The organism is Metabacillus crassostreae, assembly GCF_016908395.1.
GTDB lineage: Bacteria > Bacillota > Bacilli > Bacillales > Bacillaceae > Metabacillus > Metabacillus crassostreae.
Genome location: NZ_JAFBDU010000015.1, coordinates 41,002 through 65,066, shown reverse-complemented (window position 1 = coordinate 65,066; position 24,065 = coordinate 41,002). Strand labels below are relative to the sequence as shown.

Genomic DNA, 24,065 nt, shown 5'->3' with positions numbered 1-24,065 from the left:
CTACGTGAAAAAAACTTGGTCCGGTAGTTCAGTTGGTTAGAATGCCTGCCTGTCACGCAGGAGGTCGCGGGTTCGAGTCCCGTCCGGACCGCCATACATATTAAACAAATCGAAACATTGATGTTTCGTTTTTTTTATGCTCTTTTTTATTTTATCTATTTATAATGAAGCAATCTTTACCTATACAAAGTCATCTATGATACGATAGAAAGAATAAAACTTGGATAAACTATAATTATTAGTTAAACTGAATAGAGATATTCCCTTAGGAAACAAATTCCTAAGGTTTTTTAATAACGCTATTTTTGTTTATTTATAGCAGCACTATATTAAGTGACGTCTTAAAGCATCATGGCAAAATTAAATTTATATTGGAGAAACACATGGATGAATTTGAGTTTATTAATAAAGTAAAACCTACACGTAATTTTCGTAAGCAGGTGATGGTTGGTATTGGAGATGATGCTGCAGTTTATCAACCAACGAATTCCTACAACCAAGTGGTTTGTGTTGATACAATGGTAGAAGGTGTTCATTTTTTAAAGAATATCTCTTCTCCTCAAGATATTGGTTATAAAGCACTTGCTGTAAATATAAGTGATATTGCTGCAATGGGAGCATTACCGATATATTATCTTGTGTCTATCGCTATTCCATCAACATGGACTGAGGCTGAGTTAATTCAGATCTATGAAGGAATGGAGGAGCTTTCTAGCACCTATAGAATGGACTTAATCGGTGGTGATACCGTTTCAACGTCTGATAAATTGGTTATTACAGTAACTGTGATTGGTGAAGCTGAAAGTCATGTTCAAACACTAAGAAATAAAGCAGAAGATCGAGATATTGTTTTTGTGACTGGAACGATTGGTGATTCTTCAGCAGGGTTATCTATTTTATTAGAGGAAATAGATAATATTCATCCTACTACTCAGAACTATTTAATGAATCGTCATAAAAGACCAATTGCTCAAGTTGAGGCAGGGCAAATCATTGCAGAGCTAGAGCGAGCTTCTCTAAATGATATCAGTGATGGCTTAGCAAGTGAGCTAAATGAACTTATTGAAGCAAGTAAGCTAGGTATGATTATTAACGAAGAACATATACCGGTAAGTAAGGAACTACGATCACTGCAAGATGTTTATGATATTAAAAAGTGGATTTTATATGGTGGAGAAGATTTCGAACTAGTTGGCACAACCTCTGAAAAAGAATGGGATAAGTTAAAGCAAGCTTGCAAAGAAAAAAATATAACCATTACCAAAATCGGAGTTGTAACGAATCAACATCATAACGTTCTTTTAAAAAATAGAAATGGTCAAATGATACAATTAAATAAGTCAGGGTATAACCATTTCAAAAATAAGTAAGGTGAATAGAAATGGAACAATTTGAATTGATAACAAAGACAGCTGAAGAAACTTCCACAATAGCAAGTAGTTTGGCTAATAAAGTAATGTCTGGCGATGTAATTACCTTAGAAGGTGATTTAGGGGCAGGTAAAACAACATTTACAAAAGGACTAGCTAAGGGGCTTGGTATACAGCGTAATGTTAATAGCCCTACTTTCACGATTATAAAAGAATATAAGGGTGGAAGGCTGCCATTATATCATATGGATGTATATCGTGTTGAAGATGAGGATGAAGATCTTGGCTTTGATGAGTACTTCCATGGAGATGGTATAACGGTTGTTGAATGGGCTCATTTAATAAAGGATCAGTTACCATTAGAACGTTTAGATATTAAAATCTATTATGAGAATGATACAACAAGGAAAATTATTATGACTCCTTATGGTTCTCATTATGTAGATATATGTAAGGAGTTAAGCAATGAAAGCATTAGCAATTGATACAACCAATAATGTACTTGGAATTGCTTTGGTTGATGAAGATATCGTTATTGGTGAGTATATAACAAATTTAAAGAAAAATCATTCTGTTCGTGCTATGCCTGCTATCGAGAAATTATTACAGGATTGTGATATAGCACCAAATCAATTAGAGAAAATTATTGTAGCAACTGGTCCAGGATCATATACTGGTGTTCGTATAGGTGTATCAATTGCTAAAACATTAGCTTGGTCTCTGGATATACCTATAGTCGGTGTTTCCAGTTTAGAGATTTTAGCTGCAAACGGTAGATTTTTTAATGGGTTTATCTCACCACTGTTTGATGCAAGAAGAGGACAGGTTTATACAGGTTTATATCAATATGATAATAATGAAGTTGTTTGTGTAGAAAGTGATCAAAATCTACTATTAACAGATTGGCTTAAAATGCTTAAAGAAAAAAATGAAGATGTTTTATTTATTGGTAATGATGTAAGTCTTCATAGAGATTTAATTTTAACAGAATTAGGAGAAAAGGCTGTATTTGGACAAGTACCTTTACATAATCCACGACCAAGCGAGTTAGCATTTCTTGGTTTAATGAAAGACACAACAGATGTTCATAGCCTTGTGCCAAATTATATTCGTCTAGCAGAAGCTGAAGCAAAATGGCTAGAACAGCAAAAGTAAGATGGTGGCTAAATTGGATCATAAACTTTCAATAAGAAAGATGATAAAAGAAGATATCGAGCAAGTGTACCAAATAGAATTACTATCTTTTTCAGCTCCTTGGTCAAAGGAATCTTTGCTATATGAATTAGAGCAAAATTTATTTGCTAAATATATAGTCGTTGAATCAGAGGGACAGATTATTGGATATTGTGGTTTATGGGTGATCATGGAGGATGCACAAATTACAAATATTGCGGTTCATCCTGATTATCGTGGACTAAATATTGGAGAAGCTCTCCTCAAATTTGCGGTACAGTTAAGTAAAGAAATGAAAGCGAAAAGGATAACTCTAGAAGTACGAGTATCAAATCATGTCGCTCAGTCTCTTTATAAAAAAGTTGGCTTTGTTACTGGTGGTATAAGAAAAAGGTATTATACAGATAATCAAGAAGATGCTTTAATAATGTGGGTGAATTTAGAATGAGTGAAAAAGATCAGTATGTATTGGGAATTGAAACAAGCTGTGATGAAACGGCTGCAGCTATTATAAAAAATGGTCGGGAAATTGTAGCAAATGTTGTTGCATCTCAGATAGAGAGCCATAAACGCTTTGGTGGTGTTGTTCCTGAAATTGCTTCAAGACATCATGTAGAGCAACTAACTATCGTTTTTGAAGAAGCTATGCAAAAGGCAGAGCTTACGTTTGAAGATTTATCAGCAATTGCTGTTACAGAAGGACCTGGGCTAGTAGGAGCACTATTAACAGGCGTGAATGCAGCAAAGGCATTAGCTTTTGCACATAATATTCCCCTAGTTGGAGTGCATCACATTGCAGGTCATATATATGCAAATCGGCTGATAAAAGAGCTGCAATTTCCACTCCTTGCATTAGTTGTATCTGGTGGTCATACGGAGCTAGTTTATATGAAAGAACATGGTAGCTTTGAAGTAATAGGTGAAACATTAGATGATGCTGCAGGAGAAGCTTACGATAAGGTTGCCAGAACACTAGGTCTTCCTTATCCAGGTGGTCCTCATATTGATCGTTTAGCACATGAAGGAAATCCATCTATTGATTTACCACGAGCTTGGCTTGGAGAAGGTTCTTTTGATTTTAGTTTTAGTGGTTTAAAGTCAGCCGTTATTAACACGTTGCATAATGCAAAACAAAAGGATATTGAACTTGATCCTAAAGATGTTGCGGCTAGCTTTCAAGCAAGTGTTATTGATGTGTTAGTCACAAAAACTGGATATGCTGTGGATAAATATAAAGTAAAGCAGTTATTGGTTGCTGGAGGTGTAGCGGCGAATAAAGGTTTACGTGCAGCATTAGAAAAGGAATTTGCGACTAGAGAAGGATTAGAATTAATCATTCCTCCTCTAGCACTTTGTACAGATAATGCTGCAATGATAGCAGCTGCAGGTAGTGTTTTATATGATAAGGGTGTTAGAAGTGATTTAGCGTTAAATGCAAATCCGGGCTTAGAATTAACATCTTATTAACAGCTTTCGACTTGTCGAAGGCTTTTTTTGTGAAGAAAGTCATGGTAGTTATAGTATGAAAACACTGTTACTAACAGGGAAAAAGGTCAACTATCTACAATTTTTTCAGAATAAATTTATGAAAATGAGGGTTATCCAGACTGCTAACAGACTTATCCACAGAATATACACGATAATTGTAGAAATGTGTAAAAGTATAAAAAATGCTGTCATATCAATAAATTTTAGCCTGTGTATAAGTTGATAAAAAATCCTGAAAACTGTGGACAATGTGCATAAGTCTGTTGATATGTTGGAAATAAAGGATTTCTCATGTGGATAATGAACTGTTGGAAAACCTGTTTTTGTGGAAAGTTCACTTCTTAAATTAAGGTACTAAAAATATGTCGAAAAAATGTGCAAACTTGGGGGCAGACCCCAATATACAAAAAACAGTGAGAAATTCTCACTGTTTAATGTAGCTGTTCCCACTCTGTCATTAATTCTTCTAGTTTTGATTGTAGGAGCTCGGTTTCGGTATTTAATTTTTGTACTTCTTCGTGATTTTGGTAGATATCAGGATCACATAGTAAAGCTTCATTTTTTTCGATTTTTTCTTCGATTTCACTTATTTCATTTTCGATTTCTTCAATTCTACGCTGCTTTTGTCGCTCGAGCTTTTTTAATTCCTTTTCTTGTTGATAATTTAATTTGCCTTCTGGTTGGGTATCAGCTTTCTTATTAGAAGATCCTTCACGAGTCAATTGTTCTAAACGTTCATGCTCTAACAGTTCTTCTTGTTTTGTTAAATAATAATCATAATCACCGAGATATTCTGTTAGCTGATGCTTTGATAGCTCAAATACCTTTGTGGCAATTCTATTAATAAAATATCTATCATGTGAAACAAAAAGAATGGTCCCAGGATAATCGATTAGGGCATTTTCTAAAATTTCTTTACTATCTAAATCCAAATGGTTCGTTGGTTCGTCAAGGATAAGAAAATTTGCGTTTTGTAGCATTAATTTGGATAAAGCAAGTCGAGCTTTTTCTCCTCCACTTAAGGTTGAAACAGGCTTTAATACATCATCTCCTGAAAACAGAAAGTTACCAAGAATTGTCCGGATTTCTTTTTCTGTTTTATGAGGATACTCGTCCCACAGCTCGTCCACAACTCGTTTATTAGAAGTGAGATCTGCTTGTTGTTGGTCATAGTAGCCAATTTGGACATTAGATCCTATCGCAAATGATCCTGTTAAGGAATCTAGCTTTGACACGACAGATTTCAATAGAGTTGATTTACCTATTCCATTCGGTCCAACTAAAGCAATGCTATCACCACGAGAAATAGAGAAGGAGATATCAGAAATAACTGGTGTGACACCGTCATAGGATACAGAGATATTCTCTGCTTTTAATACATCATTTCCACTTTGCCTTTCAATATCAAATTGAATATTAGCTGATTTTTCATCTCCGAGTGGTTTGTGCATTAAATCCATTTTCTCTAATTTCTTACGCCTACTTTGGGCAAGCTTTGTTGTTGATGCACGAGCTAAATTTCGCTGAATAAAATCCTTTAGCTTGGCAACTTCTTCTTGCTGCTTATCATATGACTTCATTTCTTTTTCATAGTTTTCAGCTTTATGCTTTAAATAACTACTATAATTACCAGTGAATTTAGTACTAGTATGTCGACTGATTTCATAAACCTGTGTAACAATCTTATCTAAGAAATAACGGTCATGTGATACGATTAAGATGGCTCCAGAATAGTTTTGTAAATATTGCTCAAGCCATGTAAGAGTTTCAATATCTAGATGGTTTGTTGGTTCATCCAATATAAGAAGATCAGGACTTGTTAATAATAATTTTCCTAAAGCAAGTCTTGTTTTTTGGCCACCACTTAAGGAAGAGATTTTTGTGCTAGGATCAAATGTACTAAATCCTAATCCGTGAAGAACCGAGCGGATATCTGCTTCATATTGATATCCACCATTTTCTTTAAATTTCACCTGTAAGCGATCATAATCCTTTAAAAGCTGCTCAAATTTCTGTGCGTCTTTATCAGGATCAACAGTAGCCATTTTTTGTTCAGCATTTCTCATTTCTGTTTCCATTGATTTTAAGTCTTTGAAAACTGTATTCATTTCTTCCCAAATAGAAAGTGTGGATACTAATCCTGTGTCTTGTGCAAGGTAGCCAATTGTAGCATCCTTTGGTTTAATCATTTCACCAGAATCGTAGGCGATCTGACCTGCTATTATTTTTAAAAGGGTAGATTTCCCTGCTCCATTACGACCAACAAGAGCAATTTTATCTCTTGTTTGTACTTCTAGCTTAATATTCGTTAAAATAGGATCAGCACCGAAAAATTTACTAAGTTGATTTATTTGTAGTAATATCATATATTTCACCTCTACTAATGCTTTAAGTGTAGCTTAATAACTGCATATGGGCAACAAAGACACTGTTTAAGATGGTGAATTTTGTATGGTAGGTTGTATGACTTTTTACTTGATTTCATTGAATAGTAGCGAGTTATGGCTATTCAAATAATTGTCACAATAACAAAACAGACAGATGGTATAAAATAGTGTATAGTCTAGATATAAGGGGACTTGTGTATGTCAGAATTTACCCATTTTAATGATCAAGGCAGAGCGAAAATGGTTGATATCTCTGCTAAGGAAACAACTGTTAGAACGGCACTTGCTAAATCAAGTGTTGAATTAACAAAAGAAGTATATGATAAAATCACCAACCATGAAATTGGTAAAGGTGATGTTCTCTCTGTTGCTCAGGTAGCCGGCATTATGGCTGCTAAACAAACAGCTAATGTTATTCCAATGTGTCATCCTATTCCGATAAAAGGTGTAGACATAGATTTTGATTGGAAAACAGATGAAAACAAATACGTTTTATTAATATCAGCAACTGTCAAAACAAAAGGCAGTACAGGTGTTGAAATGGAAGCGTTAACCTCTGCAAGCATTGCTGCACTTACTGTTTATGATATGTGTAAGGCTGTTGATAAAGGAATGGTTATTGGTCCAACATACTTAGTAGAAAAAACAGGCGGTAATAGTGGAGATTTTCACAGGGAAGAAAGCTAAAATAATAAAAAACAAATTATAGATAAAAAGTCCGCCGTTCTTGGACATTCGTTATATGTCTATCTCTAAAGCACAGGACGTCGCGTATTTAAAAGTGAAGGCTTCTAAGTTTCCACTTTGCGTTTTGTATGAATGTGAGGGATAAAAGTGAATATTGAGCAATCAAAAATACCGCAGGCAACTGCTAAAAGATTACCGTTATATTATCGGTTTTTGAAGAATTTACATTCATCTGGCAAACAACGTGTTTCATCAGCTGAATTAAGTGATGCTGTAAAAGTAGATTCTGCTACAATTCGTAGAGATTTCTCATACTTTGGAGCACTAGGAAAAAAAGGGTATGGTTATAATGTGAATTATTTGTTATCCTTTTTTAGAAAAACATTAGATCAGGACGAAGTGACAAAAGTCTGCTTGATTGGTGTTGGTAATTTAGGGACAGCCTTTTTACATTATAATTTTACGAAAAATAACAATACGGTTATTTCTATCGCCTATGATGTTGATCAAGATAAAATTGGAACAGAAATTGGTGGTGTTCCGGTTTTTGATTTAGATCATTTAGAGGAGACCTTTGCTGATGATGTAACAGTGGCTATTTTAACTGTTCCAGCACCAGTTGCCCAGTCTATTACTGATAGGCTTATAGCAAAAGGAATTAAAGGAATATTGAACTTTACTCCAGCAAGATTAAATGTTCCTGATGAAATTAGAATTCATCACATTGACTTAGCTGTAGAGCTGCAGTCATTAGTTTACTTTTTAAAGCATTATCCTAATGAAGAAAAATAAATAGTACTATTATAGAAGAATTTCGTCTATAAAGCCCAAATAAGGAGGTGGATGTCGATGCCAACAGTAGGAATCGGTAGTCTATTATTAATCGTGTTTGTAGCATTACTAATTTTTGGACCAAAGAAATTACCAGAGCTAGGTAAAGCTGCAGGAAATACATTACGTGAATTTAAAAATGCAACTAAAGGTTTAGCTGATGATGAAGATGATGATCAAGATGCTAAAAAGAAAGAAACAAGGGAAGAAGTCAAGTAAGATAGGATGAATCCGATATGACACAAAATGAAATGTCGGTCATTGATCATATAACAGAGCTAAGAAAACGACTCGTTATTGTTGTCGTTTTCTTTTTCTTAGCTGTTATTGCAGGTTTTTTACTTTCAAGGCCGATTATTATTTATTTACAGCATACAGAAGAAGCAAAATCATTAACATTAAACGCATTTAACTTAACAGATCCATTGATGGTGTATATGAAATTCGCTTTTATTATTGCCTTCGTTATTACATCACCAATTATTTTGTATCAGTTTTGGTCTTTTGTTAGCCCTGGCTTATATGAAAAAGAAAGAAAAGTAACGCTAAGCTATATACCAATTTCTCTATTATTATTTTTGCTGGGTATTTCTTTCTCTTATTTTATTCTTTTTCCATTTGTTGTTGAATTTATGGAAAGAATCTCAAATGATCTTGATATTAATCAAGTGATAGGGATTAATGAATATTTCACTTTTTTATTACAATTAACGATGCCATTCGGAATTTTATTTCAACTACCAGTGGTTATCATGTTTCTAACGCGTTTAGGGATAGTGACACCGATGTTTTTAACAAAAGTAAGAAAGTATGCTTACTTTGTTTTACTAGTTATTGCAGCCCTGATCACGCCACCTGAGATTACGTCACATCTTATGGTGTCTATTCCATTGTTTATCCTTTATGAAATTAGTATATGGATTTCGCGAATATCATATAGAAATGCACAAAAGCTTCGTTTTAAAGAAGAAAATGCAAAAAAATGAGACTGAAATCAGTCTCATTTTTTGTCGTTGCTTTTCCTTTTTAATTTTTTTGATAAAGAAAACATTCTTATGGCAACACCGATATCAAAAGTAGCGATCAGCATAAGGAGTATAGTTGGGAAGGTGAAAAGTCCTTCTGCAGCACTATTTATAGCTAAATAAGTAAATAATATTCCCATGATTAAGTAGAAAATCCCCATGGAAATTGGGTTGGCTCTCATCATAATAATCCTCCAATAATCACTTGCAGTTGTTGCTCTTCTAACATTTTCATCATTTTTTCAATATCTTCTCTAAAAACCGTTTGGACAAGTACAACCATTGTATTCATTGCAACATGGGCAAAAATCGGTACAAGAATTCTATTTGTTTTTACGTAAAGAAAGGCAAATGTAAAGCCCATTGATGCATATAACAATAGATGCTGTGGCTCACCATGGAATATTGAGAAGATTAATGAACTAATAATCGCTGCTATGAAGAAGTTTGTTTTCTTATATAATACTCCGAAAAGGATTTTTCTAAAGACGATTTCTTCTAATATTGGACCTATTATCGAAGTTACGAGAATAACTAGTGGTGAAACTTCAATAACTCGCAAAATCATTTGGGTATTTTCAGAGCCAGGCTCAACACCGAAAAGATTAATTTCGATATTAGCAGCGAGAGATTGAGCAAAAATAGCTAAAAAGAAACCAATTATAGCCCAGACAACTGAAACACCAACAGAAGCGGTTTCTCCTCTAAGGTCGCTTTCGAGAGTACGTTCTTTTCTTAAAAGAAACAAAATAATAAGAAATGCTAGTGTGAAGCTTAAGATCGTCCAATATGCGAATCTTTCTATATTTGTTTCTCCAATATTGAGTAAAGAAAACAATCCAATTCCAACAATAGCAGAGAGCTGTAATAGCATATATGTAAGTAGAATCAGCCAATAATGTTTTTTCATATAAGCCTCCTTTATAGTAAAGAACGATAATATGTGATCAAGCGTTAATCTAAGAACAACAAATTTTATTGTAACATAACTATTATTAGTTCTATGTATGATAAGTCTGTTTTAGTAAAGTTTGTTGATTCAAAAAATTTGTTACTGGATTTTCTCCCAGATTAAATCACTGTACGACTACATAATTGGCTATACTTTTTCAATAAAAAAGCCAATTAAAAGATTAAAAAAAGAAAACAAGTTTAAAAATGAAATGTTTAACTAGAATAGAAAGAGGAGATGTAACATACTCTAAAAAGTCGAAGTGAGAAATATAAAAAAATATTAAAAATCTGAACTTCAGACTTGAAATTAAAAGAGAAGTTATATAATATATAAATTGTGTTAGCACTCAATGACGTTGAGTGCTAATAAGGAAAAATTATCTATTTAAACAATTTGAGGAGGTTGTTTCACTTGTTAAAGCCATTAGGTGATCGCGTTATTATCGAGTTAGTTGAATCAGAAGAAAAAACTGCTAGTGGTATCGTCCTTCCTGATAGTGCGAAAGAGAAACCACAAGAAGGTAAGGTAGTAGCTGTTGGTACAGGCCGAGTTTTAGACAGTGGTGAAAAAGTAGCACTTGATGTAGTAGAAGGCGATCGTATCATCTTCTCAAAATATGCTGGTACTGAAGTAAAGTATGAAGGTACTGAATACTTAATTTTACGTGAAAACGACATTTTAGCTGTTATCGGATAAGATTGCAGCACACATATCATAGAATACTTTTTTAAAAACTTTGAGGAGGTTTTGTAAAAATGGCTAAAGATATTAAATTTAGTGAAGATGCTCGTCGTTCAATGCTTCGTGGTGTTGACGCATTAGCAGATGCTGTAAAAGTTACATTAGGACCAAAAGGACGTAACGTTGTTCTTGAGAAGAAATACGGTTCTCCACTTATTACAAATGATGGTGTAACTATTGCTAAAGAAATTGAATTAGAAGATGCATTTGAAAACATGGGTGCTAAACTTGTTGCTGAAGTAGCTAGCAAAACAAACGATGTTGCTGGTGATGGAACAACAACAGCTACTGTATTAGCTCAAGCAATGATCCGTGAAGGATTAAAGAACGTAACAGCTGGTGCTAACCCAATGGTTCTTCGTAAAGGAATCGAAAAAGCGGTAACTGTTGCACTTGAAGAGTTACAAGCAATTTCTAAACCAATCGAAGGCAAAGAATCTATTGCACAGGTTGCAGCAATTTCTGCAGCTGATGATGAAGTAGGTCAATTGATCGCTGAAGCAATGGAGCGCGTTGGTAACGACGGAGTTATCACAATCGAAGAATCTAAAGGATTCTCTACAGAACTAGAAGTAGTAGAAGGTATGCAATTTGACCGTGGTTATGCATCTCCATATATGGTAACTGATTCTGATAAAATGGAAGCAGTTCTTGAAAACCCATATGTATTAATCACTGACAAAAAAATCACAAACATTCAAGAAATCTTACCAGTGCTTGAGCAAGTTGTTCAACAAGGTAAGCCACTATTATTAATTGCTGAAGATGTTGAAGGCGAAGCATTAGCAACATTAGTTGTAAACAAACTTCGTGGAACATTCAATGCAGTAGCTGTTAAAGCTCCAGGCTTTGGTGACCGTCGTAAAGCAATGCTTGAAGACATCGCTATCTTAACAGGTGGTGAAGTAATCACTGAAGAGCTTGGTTTAGATCTTAAATCAGCTAACATCGATCAATTAGGTCGCGCTTCTAAAATTGTTGTAACAAAAGAAAACACAACAATCGTAGAAGGTGCTGGTCAAGCAGATCAAATCGCTGGTCGCGTAAACCAAATCCGTACTCAATTAGAAGAAACAACTTCTGAGTTCGATAAAGAAAAATTACAAGAGCGTTTAGCGAAATTAGCAGGTGGGGTAGCAGTAATCAAAGTTGGTGCTGCAACTGAAACTGAACTAAAAGAACGCAAACTACGTATCGAAGATGCTCTTAACTCTACACGTGCTGCTGTAGAAGAAGGTATCGTTTCTGGTGGTGGAACTGCTCTAGTTAACGTATATAACAAAGTAGGCGCACTACAAGAAGAAGGAGATACTCAAACAGGTATCAACATCATCTTGCGTGCTCTTGAAGAGCCAGTTCGTCAAATCGCACACAACGCAGGTCTTGAAGGATCTGTTATCGTTGAGCGCCTGAAAAAAGAAGAAGTTGGCATTGGCTTCAATGCAGCTAACGGACAATGGGTAAACATGTTCGAAGCTGGTATCGTTGACCCAACTAAAGTAACTCGTTCTGCACTTCAAAACGCAGCATCTGTTGCAGCTATGTTCTTAACAACTGAAGCTGTTATCGCTGATAAGCCTGAAGAAGGCGGCGGCGGCATGCCTGATATGGGCGGAATGGGCGGAATGGGCGGAATGGGCGGCATGATGTAATCATTGCCGACTGAGACCAGTCATCTTAATAACTTTATAGAAAAGACTACTTCCTAAATACAAGGAAGTAGTCTTTTTTATGTTGTTAGAGGGAAGTAGGACCAGGTTCATTGTCCCATGTTCATTTTGTGTAGTTGTTCCTCATTATGAATTCGAATATGACGAGGGACAGAGTACCTTTCCCTCTTAATATATCGAACAATTAAGCCAATTCTAAATAAATAAATCCTTAAATTTACATTTTTAGGGTCCTATACATTTAAAAGTAAATAATAGTAAACCAAAAGTGCTAAAATAAAATTAGTAATAGTAGTGGAAAGGGGATAGGTGAAGTGAATCAATACCATACTGAGTCCATGTCAATTGATGAATATTTTCAAATCCGTGAAAACTCTGATGCGTTACTAGAATATATAGATGGATTTGTTTATATGTCACCATCACCATCTACAGAGCATCAACGCATATCTAGAAAGTTTGAGAACAAATTTGAGGATTTTATTGAAGGAAACCCATGTGAATTATTTCATGCGCCATATGATATTGAATTAAAAGATGAAAAAGTGAAGGGAATCAAAATTGTCATTCCAGATATCAGCATCATATGCGATAGAAGTGGCTTTACAGATGCTAGATATGTTGGTGTTCCAAGCCTAATCGTTGAAATCTTAAGCCCCTCCAATCAGCCACATGACCTCATAACAAAGTTAAATCTCTATATGAACTATGGTGTCAAAGAGTATTGGATTGTTAATCCAATGTTGAACGCAGTAACGGTATATGCCCTCAATGATGAAAATATGTATGAACAACATGATATGCAAAAAAGCAAAGGTGAAGTTACATCTAGATTTTTTAAAGGTTTTCGAGTTGATATAGAGGATGTTTTTAAGAATTAACCTTAGAGAGGGTTATCGTTAGAAAAGTGTTTAGTTTGTAGGAACTACATATAGAAGTGGAGGATGATTTATTGAATGTTCAACTTGATGAGCATTTAATATTTCCCCAAAACCTTAAAACTGAAGAAAAATTTAAATAAGCAGATATAAATAGCGTTTGAGTATATTGATAACATTTTGCTAACGCAATCCTTTAAAAAACGGTAAGTACTCGTTAAAGATCTTACAGCTAAAATCATTTGAAACGTTGATTTACCACACTTTTTGCACTCAATGTTAACAATATTACACTCTAGCAACCTACGGGGCGGCATGATGTAATAATAGTTGGTTATAAATGTATCTTATTTGAAAAGAATCGAAGTAGTTTATCCTAAAGAGCTTTACTGATATTAGTAGAGCTCTTTATCGTTAATTACTAACTTAGGCATTATTAGTTCTTCCACGTTAGAGACGCTATTGCTTATCAGTTTAACTCTTTAGGTAAATAAAAATGGAAGAGATTCTAGAGTGATAAAAAGTTAGAAGATATCAAAAATGAATATATAAATTTCAAATTAATAGATTGGTAGTTATAAATTAGGAGGTTGTTAGAGTGATTTTGAAAATAGGATTGTTTGGTAATCTACATGCGAATATTGGTATGTCAACACTAAACTGCACAAATTTTTAAGGTTCATCTACATGAATTCAGTAGGTGTTAAATAGTTCTGCTTTTTAGTAATGCTTAGCTACACTTATACTCTAGAGTGCAAATGTCATTTTCCATGGCCAGTTTTTGATTTTCTTTACGAAGCTTGATTAACTCTTCCTGTTTCGGTGTACGATTGTCTTTTTCCTGAAACGACCCGTTGTCATAATACTGGAAAACCAACTTATAACAGGAAGAAGGAGTCAGTTCATATTCTCTAATAATCTCCGAACGGGGCTTACCAGACGCATGTAGCTTCACCATTTGTTCTTTAAATTCCTTTGAAAAAGTTCTTCTCGCTCTTTTGGACATTTTAAACTCTCCATGGTTTGTATTTGAACCAAGTCTAACTGACCCTTAACTAACTTGACCAACTAAGTGTAACCAATTCAGACAACAATTAATGTGGGGGAGGAATTACACATGTGAAAATATGGAGAGATGATTTTATGATTGGAGCTACCACTGCAGCCCATCCAGTTAGGTATAATTAGAATAGTAAGTTTTTACCTTTAACCTAACATATACTGTGATATATAACTAAGTGTATATTTCTTTAGAATTTTTTCGGTTTCCTTTTGAGATTCTAAAAGAATAGACAAAACTAGCTTGTCTGTTTTATCTAACTTAGATGGTTCTGCGTTGTTATTAGTATCGTTTATTAGACCAATATAGATATCGTATAAAGTTGTTTCTTCTGGTTTTGTTAAAAGTCTATAACCACCATAGCGACCACCATAGCCTTCCACAATCTGTGATTGCATTAATTTAGCTAACACTTTACGTATAAAACTTGATTCTATACCCAGTTTCTCGGTAAGTGTGATGCTTGTTACAAGTTCTTTTGAATTTGCTAATATAGCTAAGGACTTCAAAGCAACAAAAAATGTTGTATTACCTAAATACCCAAATTGTAAATGCGATTTCATGTTTTCACTTCCTAAGATGAGAATTATTCCTAACTATGATATTTTACCAATCCTTGTAGTTTAATTAAAGAAAAAATAGTTGACTTTGCAAAAGATTATTTGATAACATTTAATTGTGATAAAAAATCACAATTAAATGTATTGGGGGTTTACCATCATACGAAAAGAATATTCCCTTATTTAAGTAGCCGTTAAATAGGTTTATTCTCTAAAAAATAATTATAAAGCTATGTAGTTAGATTGTTTGTGTATGTTTTTTAGACATAAGCAAAAGAAAGGAAGAAGATCGCTTGGAAAATACAACTAAAAATCCCCCTATCAAGAAGAAAATCATTGTATTTCTTATGATTTTGGGTACTTTTCTCACAGCATTTAATCAAACAATCATGAGTGTCGCAACTCCAGAATTAATGGCAGACCTTAAAATTTCAGCTGCAACAGCTCAATGGTTAACTACGGGTTATATGTTAGTAAATGGGGTTTTAATTCCAATCACTGCATTTTTTATGAAACGATTTACAACTCGACAGCTATTTCAAAGTTCCATGATTATTTTCCTAGTCGGTACCATTCTTTCAGCTGTCGCCACTAACTTTCCGTTGCTATTGGTAGGACGTTTAGTTCAAGCTGCGGGGGCAGGAATTATTGTTCCGTTACTTTATAATGTTATTATGAAACTTTATCCTCCTGCAAAAAGAGGTACAGTAATGGGGATGGTCTCACTGGCAATTCTTTTTGCTCCAGCGATCGGACCTACTCTCGCTGGTTATGTAATTGATATTCTTTCTTGGCAAGCAATGTTTTATGGTCTAATTCCGATCGTGGCGATAGTGATACTTGGTGCCCATTTTTATCTGGAAGATGTGTCAGAAACGGCTCCAGCAAAGCTTGACTTTAATAGTGTAATCTTGTCAACTATAGGTTTCTCAGGTTTATTATACGGTTTTAGCGTTGCTGGTAATGAGGGCTGGTCAAGTACAGTAGTAATTGTTTCTTTTTGTGTTGGGATTATTGCACTTGGTTTGTTTACTTGGCTGCAATTGGTGTCAGCAGAACCACTTCTTGAGCTCAGGACTTTTAAGTACGGGATGTTTACCTTGACTAACATTATCAATATTGGAATTACCATTATCATGTATGCAGATATGATCCTACTACCTCTCTATCTTCAGGATGCGAGAGATTATACAGCAATGGAATCCGGTTTGCTGATGCTTCCTGGAGCCATTTTAATGGGGGCTCTTAGCCCGGTTGCTGGCAAGCTTTTCGATCGATATGGGGCAAAATGGATTACTATTATTGGTATAGTTATTACAATCGCTACCACAATACCTTTTGCGTTTTTAACGGATTCTACCAGTTTTTCATATCTAGTTCTAATGTCTACTGGACGTCGTATAGGTATGGCCTTACTCATTACGCCAATTCAAACTGCTGGTTTAAATCAGATACCGCTTAGCCTTAGTGCACATGGTTCTGCAATATGGAATACCATTAGGCAAGTGGCTGGGGCGGTTGGAACTTCCTTACTGGTTACTGTCATGACCACTAGAACCAATACCCACCTTCAGAGCTCGATGGCCAATAGTGGAACAAATACGGAACCACAACAACATATTATAATAGAAGCTTCGATTCAAGGAGTAAATGATGCCTACTTTGTTATTATTATAATTGCAGTAATTAGTTTGCTACTTGCTTTCTTTATCAAGAATAACAAACAGGTATTGGAAGAAGAAACTAGCTCAGCTTTTAAAAAGCTAAGTGAATCAAAGGCATAAAAAGAAAATTTAAAGTTTTTATATTCCTAACATTTATCTATTTAAAAAATTCTAACGAGGTGATTTAATGAAGCTAAAAAATAAGGTGGCAGTAGTAACAGGTGCAGGATCTGGAATGGGGAAAGCGATTGCCAATGTTTATGCAGATGAAGGTGCGAAAGTAGTGGTTTCAGATATTAATAAGGAAACTGCTGAAGGAACAGTGGAGGAAATTAAATCTAAGGGCGGAGAGGCTGTTGCTGTATTAGCGAATGTAGCAATTGAAGAGGATGTACAAGCACTAATCGATACAACAGTAGATACCTTTGGAACAGTAGATATTCTAGTTAATAATGCTGGGGTTATGGATAATTTTATTCCTGCCGCTGAAATGGAAGATGATTTATGGGAAAAAGTTTTTGCAGTTAATTCAACAGCTGTTATGCGTACGACTAGAAAGGTATTGCCTATCTTCTTGAATGAAAATAAAGGCGTAATTGTCAATATTGCATCCAATGGCGGTCTTCAAGGAGGTCGTGCGGGTGCAGCATATACAGCATCTAAACATGCTGTTATTGGTTTCACTAAGAATACTGGTTTTATGTATGCTAAAAGTGGTGTGCGATGTAATGCAGTAGCTCCAGGAAGTGTGGAGACAAATATCGCTTCTACACTGACTAATGTAAGTGAATTTGGTATGGGGCAGTCAAGACCTGGAATGGCAACCAATCCGCGTTTGGCACAACCAGATGAAATAGCAAAAGTAGCACTATTTTTGGCTACTGATGATGCTAGCTTCGTTAATGCTACTACAGTTACTGTCGATGGTGGATGGACTGCGTATTAACACTTGTATATCTCTTGAAAAATTTGGTCGCATCTGTTTAACGAATTCTTCTTTCGAATCTTATATGAAGGATTCTAATCCCTAACAGATATATGTAGTTTTCATTGAAAATACTCAACTTATTTGTTCAAATATTTAATAGAAGAAGCAAGAGGATGAGAAATAAAAGATGTATAGCTCCATATGAGAATAAATAGAAATGCTAACATTTTGCTAACGCAATCCAGTAAAAAAGGGTTAAATCCTGTTAAAAATGTTACAGTAATAATTTCACAAAACCTTGATACAACGTACTCTAAGCACATCAAGTTAAAGATATTACACACTCACACCTTAGGGGCGGCATGATGTAATATCGCCCTCAACCCCTTCATATGAAAGGCTTGCAATTCATTTGCTAACAAATTGCTAACATTTGGTTTATACAAGAGGCTTCTCAATTAGTTGATTAAACTTATTGAGGTGCCTCTTTCTTCATAAGATCAACAAGTATAAAGTTTTGTACTTAGTTTTGGTGTCTAGCTACAGCGCCTAGCCTTCGAGGTCATAAGCCAATTTACCAATGAAGACCAAAAACACCTTTCATGTCAAATCGTCTTATGCTTGTCGGGATTGAGCAAGGCGCTTGCGCTTTTTTTATTAAACGGGCCAGTTGGGGCAAGACTTGTTATATTTATGAGGTCTTACAGTGAATCTGTGTAATGCTTTCGAATATGCTAAAATATGATTAAGCATGAATTGAAAGGGATGATTTAATGGCCATTCCGGATAAAAAAGAGAGGTATTCTTATGCCGATTATCTAACATGGGACGAAGGTGGAAGATTTGAATTAATTGATGGAGAAGTTTTTAATATGTCTCCTGCTCCATCACGCAGGCATCAACAAGTTCTCCGAGAGCTATCTACAGCTTTTTCGGTTTTCTTGCGAGAAGAAGAATGTGAAGTTTTTTTTGCGCCTTTTGATGTACGGCTATTAGTGGAAAATAAACAAGATGATGATATAAATAATGTTGTTCAACCCGATTTATCGATTGTGTGTGACCAGAAAAAGCTTGATGACAAGGGGTGCAATGGAGCACCGGATATGATCATTGAAATCCTTTCACCTTCATCTGTTAAGTTAGATCGTTGGAAAAAATTCCAACTTTATGAAAAAGCAGGGGTGAAAGAGTACTGGCTTGTTGACCCGGTTAACGAATCTGTAGAAATATATTTTTTAATCAATGAGCAATACAAATTTCAAGGAGTCTTTACAAAAGCTGATAAAATTTCTGTCAATATTTTAATCGGATTAGAATTAGACCTAAATCAAATTTTTGAATAAATTAATGTGACAAATTAATGTGACTGACCCCCAGTGTGGTAAAGCTTTAACGTACTGGGATCAAAGGTCTATTTTTCCATTTATTAACGCTTGTCACAGTGACAGCCTGGATAATTTTGTTCCACTCATAGAATTCTATTCCATTACTTGATGATACTTGTAGGAAACCTCTTATTTTTCTTACAAGTTTTAGTTATTTATAATTGAACAAATTCTGGGGCGTCAATGTGACCCATACTATAAAATCAAATGCTACCATTTTGCTAATCCAATCCCATCAAAAAAGGTAAATCATTCTTAAAGATAATACAGTAAGGAACATCCAAACGTTGATTTACCGCACATTTTTCACTCAATGCTACCATTTTGCTAATATCGAGGATTTCAAAGGAGGCTTCTCTTGAGTTCAGCGGACTTTTGGGAAGCTTCTTTTTTCATGTAGAAGCGAGGTGTATGTATGCTTCAAAGGAGTAGGTTGTTAAGACTGCATTAATCTAGAAAAAAACACGAACCTAATTGCATGTGTAAATGGTACTCAAACTATTTGTTTTTGTAGACGATAATAGCACCAATTATCGAGTGTACTCACTATGATTTCTAACGGGTGTATGTGTCAAGATTACAATGGACATCACGCACCTTTGAGGGAAGACCTATTTTCCTTGCGCTTACCCGAGAATAATCTTATATAACACCTAAACGTTCATGAATGTATGAACGTTTTTTTTGCCTAATAAAAAGAACAGTAATGAGTGGTTTATTGGTTTTGGAGAGCACTTAAACAATACAGATAAAAACAAAAGTATAGTAAGGTTAAGCAAATTTTTAAAAGGAGGGAATGGTTTGAGAGTATTAATTGTTTCAATGTCTACTTTGTTTATTGAAACGTTACAAATAGCTATTCGCGAAAAACGCCCAACTTGGCAGGTAGATATTTATACAATTCAAGCTCCATTATTTAATCAGACACTGGTGAAAAAAATGAAGGAACAATGTATTGATATTGTAGTAGTCGAAACAACCAATCAGCATTTTCCGATGATTATTGAGGGTTTAAAGGAAGCCGCTGGGTCAGAAATAGACATTATGTTACTAGTTGATTCAAGAATGGGAGAGGTCTACCACCATTTAAAGGATGAAGAACGATGGGCAAGTGTTACTAAAAATACAAGTCTGAACGAATTTTTAATATTGATGGAATCCTTTAAGAGTAATACACCAACCCTACCAGAGGTTTCATTAAAGGAGGTGGATAAAAGAGTTCTAGAAGATCTCGCAGTTGGTCATACATTTGAATATATTCAGCGTACAAGAAGTTTATCAGCTGAAGAAATAGATCAGTCACTATATCGGATTAATTCCTACTTTAAAGTATCAAATTTTATAGAATCGATTAGTAAGGCATTTGAACAAAAAATTATTACGTATTAAAAATACAAAGTGGAGACTTGCTAATCTAGGATTTTTTAATTAGACACCTTAGTATGTTGCATAATTGGATATTTATTATGTATTTAGTTAAGTAGATAACATTGGGAAGGTGTGATTAAAAATGAGGATTGAATTAAGTCAAAGAGAAATTGAAGTAGCAGCATTAGTGGCAAAGGGAATGAAAGATGTTGAGATTTCAAAAATGCTATTTATTAGTCGACGAAGAGTTGGAGAAATAATAGCATCCATTAAACAAAAGTTTAATATTCAATCCAGAGTTCAAATCGGAATCTTGGCCTATCAAAGAGGCTTAGTAGAATTTAACTACGATTTGGAGAATGTTGAAGTACTTATATAGAAGGAAGGGGCACATATGAAAAAAATTCCGTACATTGAACAAATGCATCACAGTGAATGCGGTTTGGCCTCTCTAGCGATGGTGCTTAATTACTATAGACATTGTATATCTCTTTCTGAACTTCGAGAAATTTATGGAGTTTCAAAAGGAGGGACCTCTCTGTATCAAATTACAAAGATCGCAGAGAATTATAATCTGAATATAGAAGGGTATCGTGTTATTGCTGAGGATGTAAAAAGTTTAAAATTGCCAGCCATTTTGCACTGGGAAAATAAACACTATGTAGTATTAGAACGTATCAATAACAGAAAAGCGGTAATTGTAGACCCAGCTCAGGGGAGGAAAACCTTACCTTTTAAGGAGTTTGCAAGTAAATATTCAGGAATTGCTTTAATTTTAAGCCCTAATGAGAATTTTCAAGTAAGAAAGGGAACTTCACATGTTCGCTATTTCTTGGATTATATTCTAAAAAGCAAAAAGCTAGTGATGGTAATCATTTTAATTTCACTTATAGCTCAAGTTGTATCTTTAGGCGTTCCACAACTTATCCAATGGATGACAGATACTTTGTTTGTTTTAAAGAATGAGAATTTATTGTCAATAGTAGGCTACAGCGTGCTTCTGTTATTTAGTGGATACTTTATTTTCACAGGCTTGCGTGGGATATTAATTGCAAAATTACAAACAGCAGTAGACAAATCCTTAATGACTGAATTTATCAGTAAACTAATGAAGTTAACTTACTCATTTTTTGAAAATCGTTCTACAGGTGAATTGCTGTTTAGAGCTAATTCCAATGTTTATATTAGACAGATTTTATCAACGAAAGTGATTACTGTTTTTATTGATGTTGTGCTATTAGTTTCCTATCTAATCATGATGGCAACTTATTCATTTAAATTAATGGGTGTTGTTTTCGCTTTAGGTATCGCTATTTTTGCAACATTGATTATCAGTACGAAAGTTTCACGAAAACTGGCAGAAAAAGAAATTTCTTATCAAGCAAGAGTTCAAAGTATTCTTTCTGAAAGTTTGAATGGCATAGGTGACATCAAGGTGATGGGGATGGAGAAAAACGTATACGAACAGTGGTATGCAGTATTTAGAAAACAAATAAAATACGCAGAACGTCGATCTATATGGACAACATTCATTAATACGATAGCTACTGCCTTGCAATTTATATTGCCTGTGTTCCTCCTTTGGCTAAGCGGAAAAGCGTTGATGAATGGCAGCATGTCATTAGGGATGGTATTAGCATTTAATGCTTTATCTACAGCATTTTTGGCTCCGATTATCTCTTTAGGTAATAGCTATGGAGAGCTAATTTATATAGGGTCATATATACAAAAGTTATACGATGTGATGAGTGGGACAGAAGAAAAACAAGGAGAAGTCCAAAAAAACCTAGCCCTGAAAGGAGAAATTCAACTGAAAAATGTTTCTTATAAGCATAACTTCTTCAGTGATTATTCGCTTAAGGATGTTTCATTTAAAGTAAACGATGGCGAACGTGTTGCAATAGTAGGAGCATCCGGGTCAGGTAAAAGTACATTAGTAAAGATTCTATTGGGGCTTTATAAGCCAACAGAAGGAGAGGTTTATGTTGATCAAAAGTCTATAAATGAATATGAATTAGGTCAACTTAGGCAAAACATGGGAGTAGTTTTCCAAGAAGCTAGGCTATTTAACAAAACAATATATGAAAATATAGCACTTGCTAAAGAAGATATGCCACTTGAAGATGCTGTTGTAGCTGCACATAGAGCGAATATTCATGAGGAAATCATGAAGCTTCCATTAAATTATCACACAACGGTATCTGAATTTGGAATAAATTTTTCAGGTGGGCAGCGACAGCGAATGATCTTAGCCCGTGCACTTGCACAAAATTCGCCTATTTTAATTCTAGATGAGGCTACAAGTGCATTGGATACTGTATCAGAGAAAAATATTACTGACTATTTAAAAACATTAGATTCCACACAAATTGTCATTGCCCATCGTTTAAGTACTGTAAAAGATTGTGATCGAATTATTGTTATGGATAAAGGAACGATCGTAGAAATCGGCAATCACCAAGAGTTATTAAATAAAAAGGGTTATTATTATCGTCTTTATACGACTCAACAATTAGAGGAGGAAAAAAGTGAAGAAATGGTCATTTAGTTGTCTTCCTTTGTTAGTAGGATTTCTTTTCATAGGATCCCAAGAGGAAGCAAAAGCTGCAGAAACAACTTATTTATATGGATTAAAAGAAAACGCGCCAATGGAGGAAATCATTGAAACATTAGAGGAGAAATCTCTAGAATATAACTTTATTGAAGAAATTCAAATGCTTAGTATTGAAGGAATTTCCAGCAATCAAGTATTAGATGATTTTGAAGCAGCTATAGAATGGAGTGGACCAGAGCAAGTAATAGAAGTTGAACCGGAAACGGAAAAAGCTCCGTTAGTTAAAAAAGGAGAAACGCCTTCCCAGTATGCTTCATGGAGATGGGATATCGACCGTGTCACTAATGATGGTGCGAGTTACGGAATGGAAAAAGGTAACCATAATGTGAAAGTAGCTGTAGTAGATAGCGGGATTGATTTTAATCATCCAGACTTGGCACCAAATATTATTGATAAGGGAAAGAGCTTTGTACCTGGTATTACAACAACACAAGATTATCTAGGGCATGGAACGATGGTCTCTGGTGTTATTGCAGCAAATGGAAATATACAGGGAGTTGCTCCCGAGGTAGGATTGGTGCCATATAAGGTATTTCATACAGATGCTGCTGATTCTATGTGGATTATAGAAGCTATTGTAGAGGCAGCCAAGGATGATATGGATGTTATTAACTTAAGCTTAGGAACATACAAGTCAATTAAAAATAAAGAGGATCATGCTGTTATTGAAGCATATCGACGAGCTGCAAAATACGCAACAAAAGAAGGCAGTATAATTATTGCTTCCTCGGGGACAGATGGCTATGACATGAGCAAGCCAAAAGATTTGGCAAAGCAGCTTGGCGAGCCAGGTGATGCACAGATACATCTACCAGGTGGTGGATTGTCTGAGGTCGTAACTGTATCAGCAACAAATAATGTAGACCAGTTAGCATACTATTCTAATTTTGGTCGTCAAGTTAATATTGCAGCTCCAGCAGGAGATTATGGGGAGAATTATGAAACAACAGGGCAAATGCAGTTAGCAGCGATGACTATTACAACTTATCCATTAAACATACCACAATCTGAATTAAGTAAATATGTTGGCTTTGAACATGGATATGAATTCATGACTGGAACAAGTTTAGCTGCTCCTAAAGTAAGTGCAGTTGCAGCCTTAATTATTGCAGAGTATCAAGAAAAGTATAACAAAAAGCCTACTGTTAAACAGATAAAAAAATATCTATATAAAGGTGCTAGTAGAGTAGCTGCTCCGAAAAGGGAAGTTGGGGTAGGTATTGTGAATGCTCATGAATCTTTGAAAGCAATTAAAGGAGGAAAAATAAAATGAAAAAAGTT

The 24,065-nt window shown here is 34.9% G+C and carries 23 protein-coding genes, 1 tRNA gene and 1 pseudogene; 20 read left to right on the top strand and 5 right to left on the bottom strand.

What is annotated here, in order from left to right:
- Positions 1-17: 17 nt before the first annotated feature.
- The 6 genes from JOC75_RS23040 to tsaD all read left to right on the top strand — a co-directional run bounded on the left by JOC75_RS23040 (position 18) and on the right by tsaD (position 4,010).
- Positions 18-94: transfer RNA gene (locus JOC75_RS23040), tRNA-Asp, on the top strand.
- A gap of 289 nt (positions 95-383) precedes the next feature.
- Entirely contained in the window at positions 384-1,370 is a 987-nt protein-coding gene (gene thiL, locus JOC75_RS23035; protein ID WP_204956268.1) for a thiamine-phosphate kinase, read from the top strand.
- 11 nt (positions 1,371-1,381) lie between these two features.
- Positions 1,382-1,855, top strand: coding sequence for a tRNA (adenosine(37)-N6)-threonylcarbamoyltransferase complex ATPase subunit type 1 TsaE (gene tsaE / locus JOC75_RS23030; protein ID WP_204956267.1), 474 nt, complete (start codon positions 1,382-1,384; stop codon positions 1,853-1,855).
- A complete protein-coding gene (gene tsaB / locus JOC75_RS23025) occupies positions 1,836-2,525 on the top strand; it encodes a tRNA (adenosine(37)-N6)-threonylcarbamoyltransferase complex dimerization subunit type 1 TsaB (RefSeq protein WP_204956266.1) in 690 nt (229 codons plus the stop codon). The genes tsaE and tsaB overlap by 20 nt, the downstream gene beginning before the upstream one ends.
- A gap of 13 nt (positions 2,526-2,538) precedes the next feature.
- Complete coding sequence (gene rimI / locus JOC75_RS23020; protein WP_204956265.1) at positions 2,539-2,991, top strand: ribosomal protein S18-alanine N-acetyltransferase; 453 nt, start codon at positions 2,539-2,541, stop codon at positions 2,989-2,991.
- Positions 2,988-4,010 (top strand): tRNA (adenosine(37)-N6)-threonylcarbamoyltransferase complex transferase subunit TsaD, encoded by a 1,023-nt coding sequence (gene tsaD / locus JOC75_RS23015; RefSeq protein ID WP_204956264.1) that lies wholly within the window; start codon positions 2,988-2,990, stop codon positions 4,008-4,010. The genes rimI and tsaD overlap by 4 nt, the downstream gene beginning before the upstream one ends.
- A 452-nt stretch (positions 4,011-4,462) precedes the next feature.
- Here tsaD and JOC75_RS23010 read toward each other — a convergent pair whose 3' ends face one another.
- A complete protein-coding gene (locus tag JOC75_RS23010) occupies positions 4,463-6,397 on the bottom strand; it encodes an ABC-F family ATP-binding cassette domain-containing protein (protein WP_204956263.1) in 1,935 nt (644 codons plus the stop codon).
- 219 nt (positions 6,398-6,616) lie between these two features.
- On the opposite strand from JOC75_RS23010, the gene moaC reads away from it, so the two are divergent.
- The 4 genes from moaC to tatC all read left to right on the top strand — a co-directional run bounded on the left by moaC (position 6,617) and on the right by tatC (position 8,922).
- Positions 6,617-7,105: a cyclic pyranopterin monophosphate synthase MoaC gene (gene moaC, locus JOC75_RS23005; RefSeq protein WP_204956262.1), complete on the top strand. Its 489-nt coding sequence runs from the start codon at positions 6,617-6,619 to the stop codon at positions 7,103-7,105.
- Positions 7,106-7,252: 147 nt separating this feature from the next.
- On the top strand, positions 7,253-7,897 hold the full coding sequence (locus JOC75_RS23000; protein WP_204956261.1) for a redox-sensing transcriptional repressor Rex: 645 nt from the start codon (positions 7,253-7,255) through the stop codon (positions 7,895-7,897).
- Between the two features lie 57 nt (positions 7,898-7,954).
- A complete protein-coding gene (locus JOC75_RS22995) occupies positions 7,955-8,155 on the top strand; it encodes a twin-arginine translocase TatA/TatE family subunit (RefSeq protein ID WP_146950696.1) in 201 nt (66 codons plus the stop codon).
- Positions 8,156-8,172: 17 nt separating this feature from the next.
- Complete coding sequence (gene tatC / locus JOC75_RS22990) at positions 8,173-8,922, top strand: twin-arginine translocase subunit TatC (protein WP_204956260.1); 750 nt, start codon at positions 8,173-8,175, stop codon at positions 8,920-8,922.
- A gap of 14 nt (positions 8,923-8,936) precedes the next feature.
- Here tatC and JOC75_RS22985 read toward each other — a convergent pair whose 3' ends face one another.
- Both JOC75_RS22985 and JOC75_RS22980 read right to left on the bottom strand, forming a co-directional pair.
- Positions 8,937-9,146: a YdiK family protein gene (locus JOC75_RS22985; protein ID WP_338036625.1), complete on the bottom strand. Its 210-nt coding sequence runs from the start codon at positions 9,144-9,146 to the stop codon at positions 8,937-8,939.
- Complete coding sequence (locus JOC75_RS22980; RefSeq protein ID WP_204956259.1) at positions 9,143-9,871, bottom strand: CPBP family intramembrane glutamic endopeptidase; 729 nt, start codon at positions 9,869-9,871, stop codon at positions 9,143-9,145. Before JOC75_RS22980 ends, JOC75_RS22985 begins: the two co-directional genes overlap by 4 nt.
- Before the next feature lie 456 nt (positions 9,872-10,327).
- Between JOC75_RS22980 and groES the strand changes: the two genes are divergently transcribed.
- The 3 genes from groES (at position 10,328) to JOC75_RS22965 (ending at position 13,208) form a co-directional block, all read left to right on the top strand.
- The gene (gene groES / locus JOC75_RS22975; RefSeq protein ID WP_204956258.1) at positions 10,328-10,612 is read left to right on the top strand and encodes a co-chaperone GroES; all 285 of its coding nucleotides are present in this window, start codon (positions 10,328-10,330) and stop codon (positions 10,610-10,612) included.
- 59 nt (positions 10,613-10,671) lie between these two features.
- Positions 10,672-12,309, top strand: coding sequence for a chaperonin GroEL (gene groL / locus JOC75_RS22970; protein WP_146950691.1), 1,638 nt, complete (start codon positions 10,672-10,674; stop codon positions 12,307-12,309).
- A 332-nt stretch (positions 12,310-12,641) separates the two neighbouring features.
- Positions 12,642-13,208 (top strand): Uma2 family endonuclease, encoded by a 567-nt coding sequence (locus JOC75_RS22965; RefSeq protein ID WP_338036624.1) that lies wholly within the window; start codon positions 12,642-12,644, stop codon positions 13,206-13,208.
- Between the two features lie 754 nt (positions 13,209-13,962).
- Here JOC75_RS22965 and JOC75_RS22960 read toward each other — a convergent pair.
- Positions 13,963-14,211, bottom strand: a pseudogene (locus tag JOC75_RS22960) (transposase); the annotation flags it as partial.
- Positions 14,212-14,411: 200 nt separating this feature from the next.
- Entirely contained in the window at positions 14,412-14,828 is a 417-nt protein-coding gene (locus JOC75_RS22955) for an Rrf2 family transcriptional regulator (protein ID WP_204956257.1), read from the bottom strand.
- A 344-nt stretch (positions 14,829-15,172) separates the two neighbouring features.
- Between JOC75_RS22955 and JOC75_RS22950 the strand changes: the two genes are divergently transcribed.
- The 7 genes from JOC75_RS22950 (at position 15,173) to JOC75_RS22920 (ending at position 24,057) form a co-directional block, all read left to right on the top strand.
- A complete protein-coding gene (locus JOC75_RS22950) occupies positions 15,173-16,609 on the top strand; it encodes a DHA2 family efflux MFS transporter permease subunit (RefSeq protein ID WP_204956271.1) in 1,437 nt (478 codons plus the stop codon).
- Between the two features lie 67 nt (positions 16,610-16,676).
- The gene (locus JOC75_RS22945; RefSeq protein WP_204956256.1) at positions 16,677-17,435 is read left to right on the top strand and encodes an SDR family oxidoreductase; all 759 of its coding nucleotides are present in this window, start codon (positions 16,677-16,679) and stop codon (positions 17,433-17,435) included.
- Positions 17,436-18,190: 755 nt separating this feature from the next.
- Positions 18,191-18,760, top strand: a complete 570-nt coding sequence (locus JOC75_RS22940) for a Uma2 family endonuclease (RefSeq protein WP_204956255.1) — start codon at positions 18,191-18,193, stop codon at positions 18,758-18,760.
- Positions 18,761-19,603: 843 nt separating this feature from the next.
- The gene (locus JOC75_RS22935) at positions 19,604-20,191 is read left to right on the top strand and encodes a glycosidase (RefSeq protein ID WP_204956254.1); all 588 of its coding nucleotides are present in this window, start codon (positions 19,604-19,606) and stop codon (positions 20,189-20,191) included.
- A gap of 121 nt (positions 20,192-20,312) precedes the next feature.
- Positions 20,313-20,549, top strand: a complete 237-nt coding sequence (locus JOC75_RS22930; protein ID WP_204956253.1) for a response regulator transcription factor — start codon at positions 20,313-20,315, stop codon at positions 20,547-20,549.
- 15 nt (positions 20,550-20,564) lie between these two features.
- Positions 20,565-22,718: a peptidase domain-containing ABC transporter gene (locus JOC75_RS22925; RefSeq protein ID WP_204956252.1), complete on the top strand. Its 2,154-nt coding sequence runs from the start codon at positions 20,565-20,567 to the stop codon at positions 22,716-22,718.
- The gene (locus JOC75_RS22920) at positions 22,699-24,057 is read left to right on the top strand and encodes a S8 family serine peptidase (RefSeq protein WP_204956251.1); all 1,359 of its coding nucleotides are present in this window, start codon (positions 22,699-22,701) and stop codon (positions 24,055-24,057) included. Before JOC75_RS22925 ends, JOC75_RS22920 begins: the two co-directional genes overlap by 20 nt.
- Positions 24,058-24,065 lie beyond the last annotated feature (8 nt).

Coding starts and splice junctions, on each gene's coding strand:
- thiL (WP_204956268.1), top strand. CDS start 384: ATGGATGAATTTGAGTTTATTAATAAAGTAAAACCTACACGTAATTTT.
- tsaE (WP_204956267.1), top strand. CDS start 1,382: ATGGAACAATTTGAATTGATAACAAAGACAGCTGAAGAAACTTCCACA.
- tsaB (WP_204956266.1), top strand. CDS start 1,836: ATGAAAGCATTAGCAATTGATACAACCAATAATGTACTTGGAATTGCT.
- tsaD (WP_204956264.1), top strand. CDS start 2,988: ATGAGTGAAAAAGATCAGTATGTATTGGGAATTGAAACAAGCTGTGAT.
- JOC75_RS23010 (WP_204956263.1), bottom strand. CDS start 6,397: ATGATATTACTACAAATAAATCAACTTAGTAAATTTTTCGGTGCTGAT.
- moaC (WP_204956262.1), top strand. CDS start 6,617: ATGTCAGAATTTACCCATTTTAATGATCAAGGCAGAGCGAAAATGGTT.
- JOC75_RS22995 (WP_146950696.1), top strand. CDS start 7,955: ATGCCAACAGTAGGAATCGGTAGTCTATTATTAATCGTGTTTGTAGCA.
- tatC (WP_204956260.1), top strand. CDS start 8,173: ATGACACAAAATGAAATGTCGGTCATTGATCATATAACAGAGCTAAGA.
- JOC75_RS22985 (WP_338036625.1), bottom strand. CDS start 9,146: ATGATGAGAGCCAACCCAATTTCCATGGGGATTTTCTACTTAATCATG.
- JOC75_RS22980 (WP_204956259.1), bottom strand. CDS start 9,871: ATGAAAAAACATTATTGGCTGATTCTACTTACATATATGCTATTACAG.
- groL (WP_146950691.1), top strand. CDS start 10,672: ATGGCTAAAGATATTAAATTTAGTGAAGATGCTCGTCGTTCAATGCTT.
- JOC75_RS22955 (WP_204956257.1), bottom strand. CDS start 14,828: ATGAAATCGCATTTACAATTTGGGTATTTAGGTAATACAACATTTTTT.
- JOC75_RS22950 (WP_204956271.1), top strand. CDS start 15,173: ATGATTTTGGGTACTTTTCTCACAGCATTTAATCAAACAATCATGAGT.
- JOC75_RS22945 (WP_204956256.1), top strand. CDS start 16,677: ATGAAGCTAAAAAATAAGGTGGCAGTAGTAACAGGTGCAGGATCTGGA.
- JOC75_RS22940 (WP_204956255.1), top strand. CDS start 18,191: ATGGCCATTCCGGATAAAAAAGAGAGGTATTCTTATGCCGATTATCTA.
- JOC75_RS22930 (WP_204956253.1), top strand. CDS start 20,313: ATGAGGATTGAATTAAGTCAAAGAGAAATTGAAGTAGCAGCATTAGTG.
- JOC75_RS22925 (WP_204956252.1), top strand. CDS start 20,565: ATGAAAAAAATTCCGTACATTGAACAAATGCATCACAGTGAATGCGGT.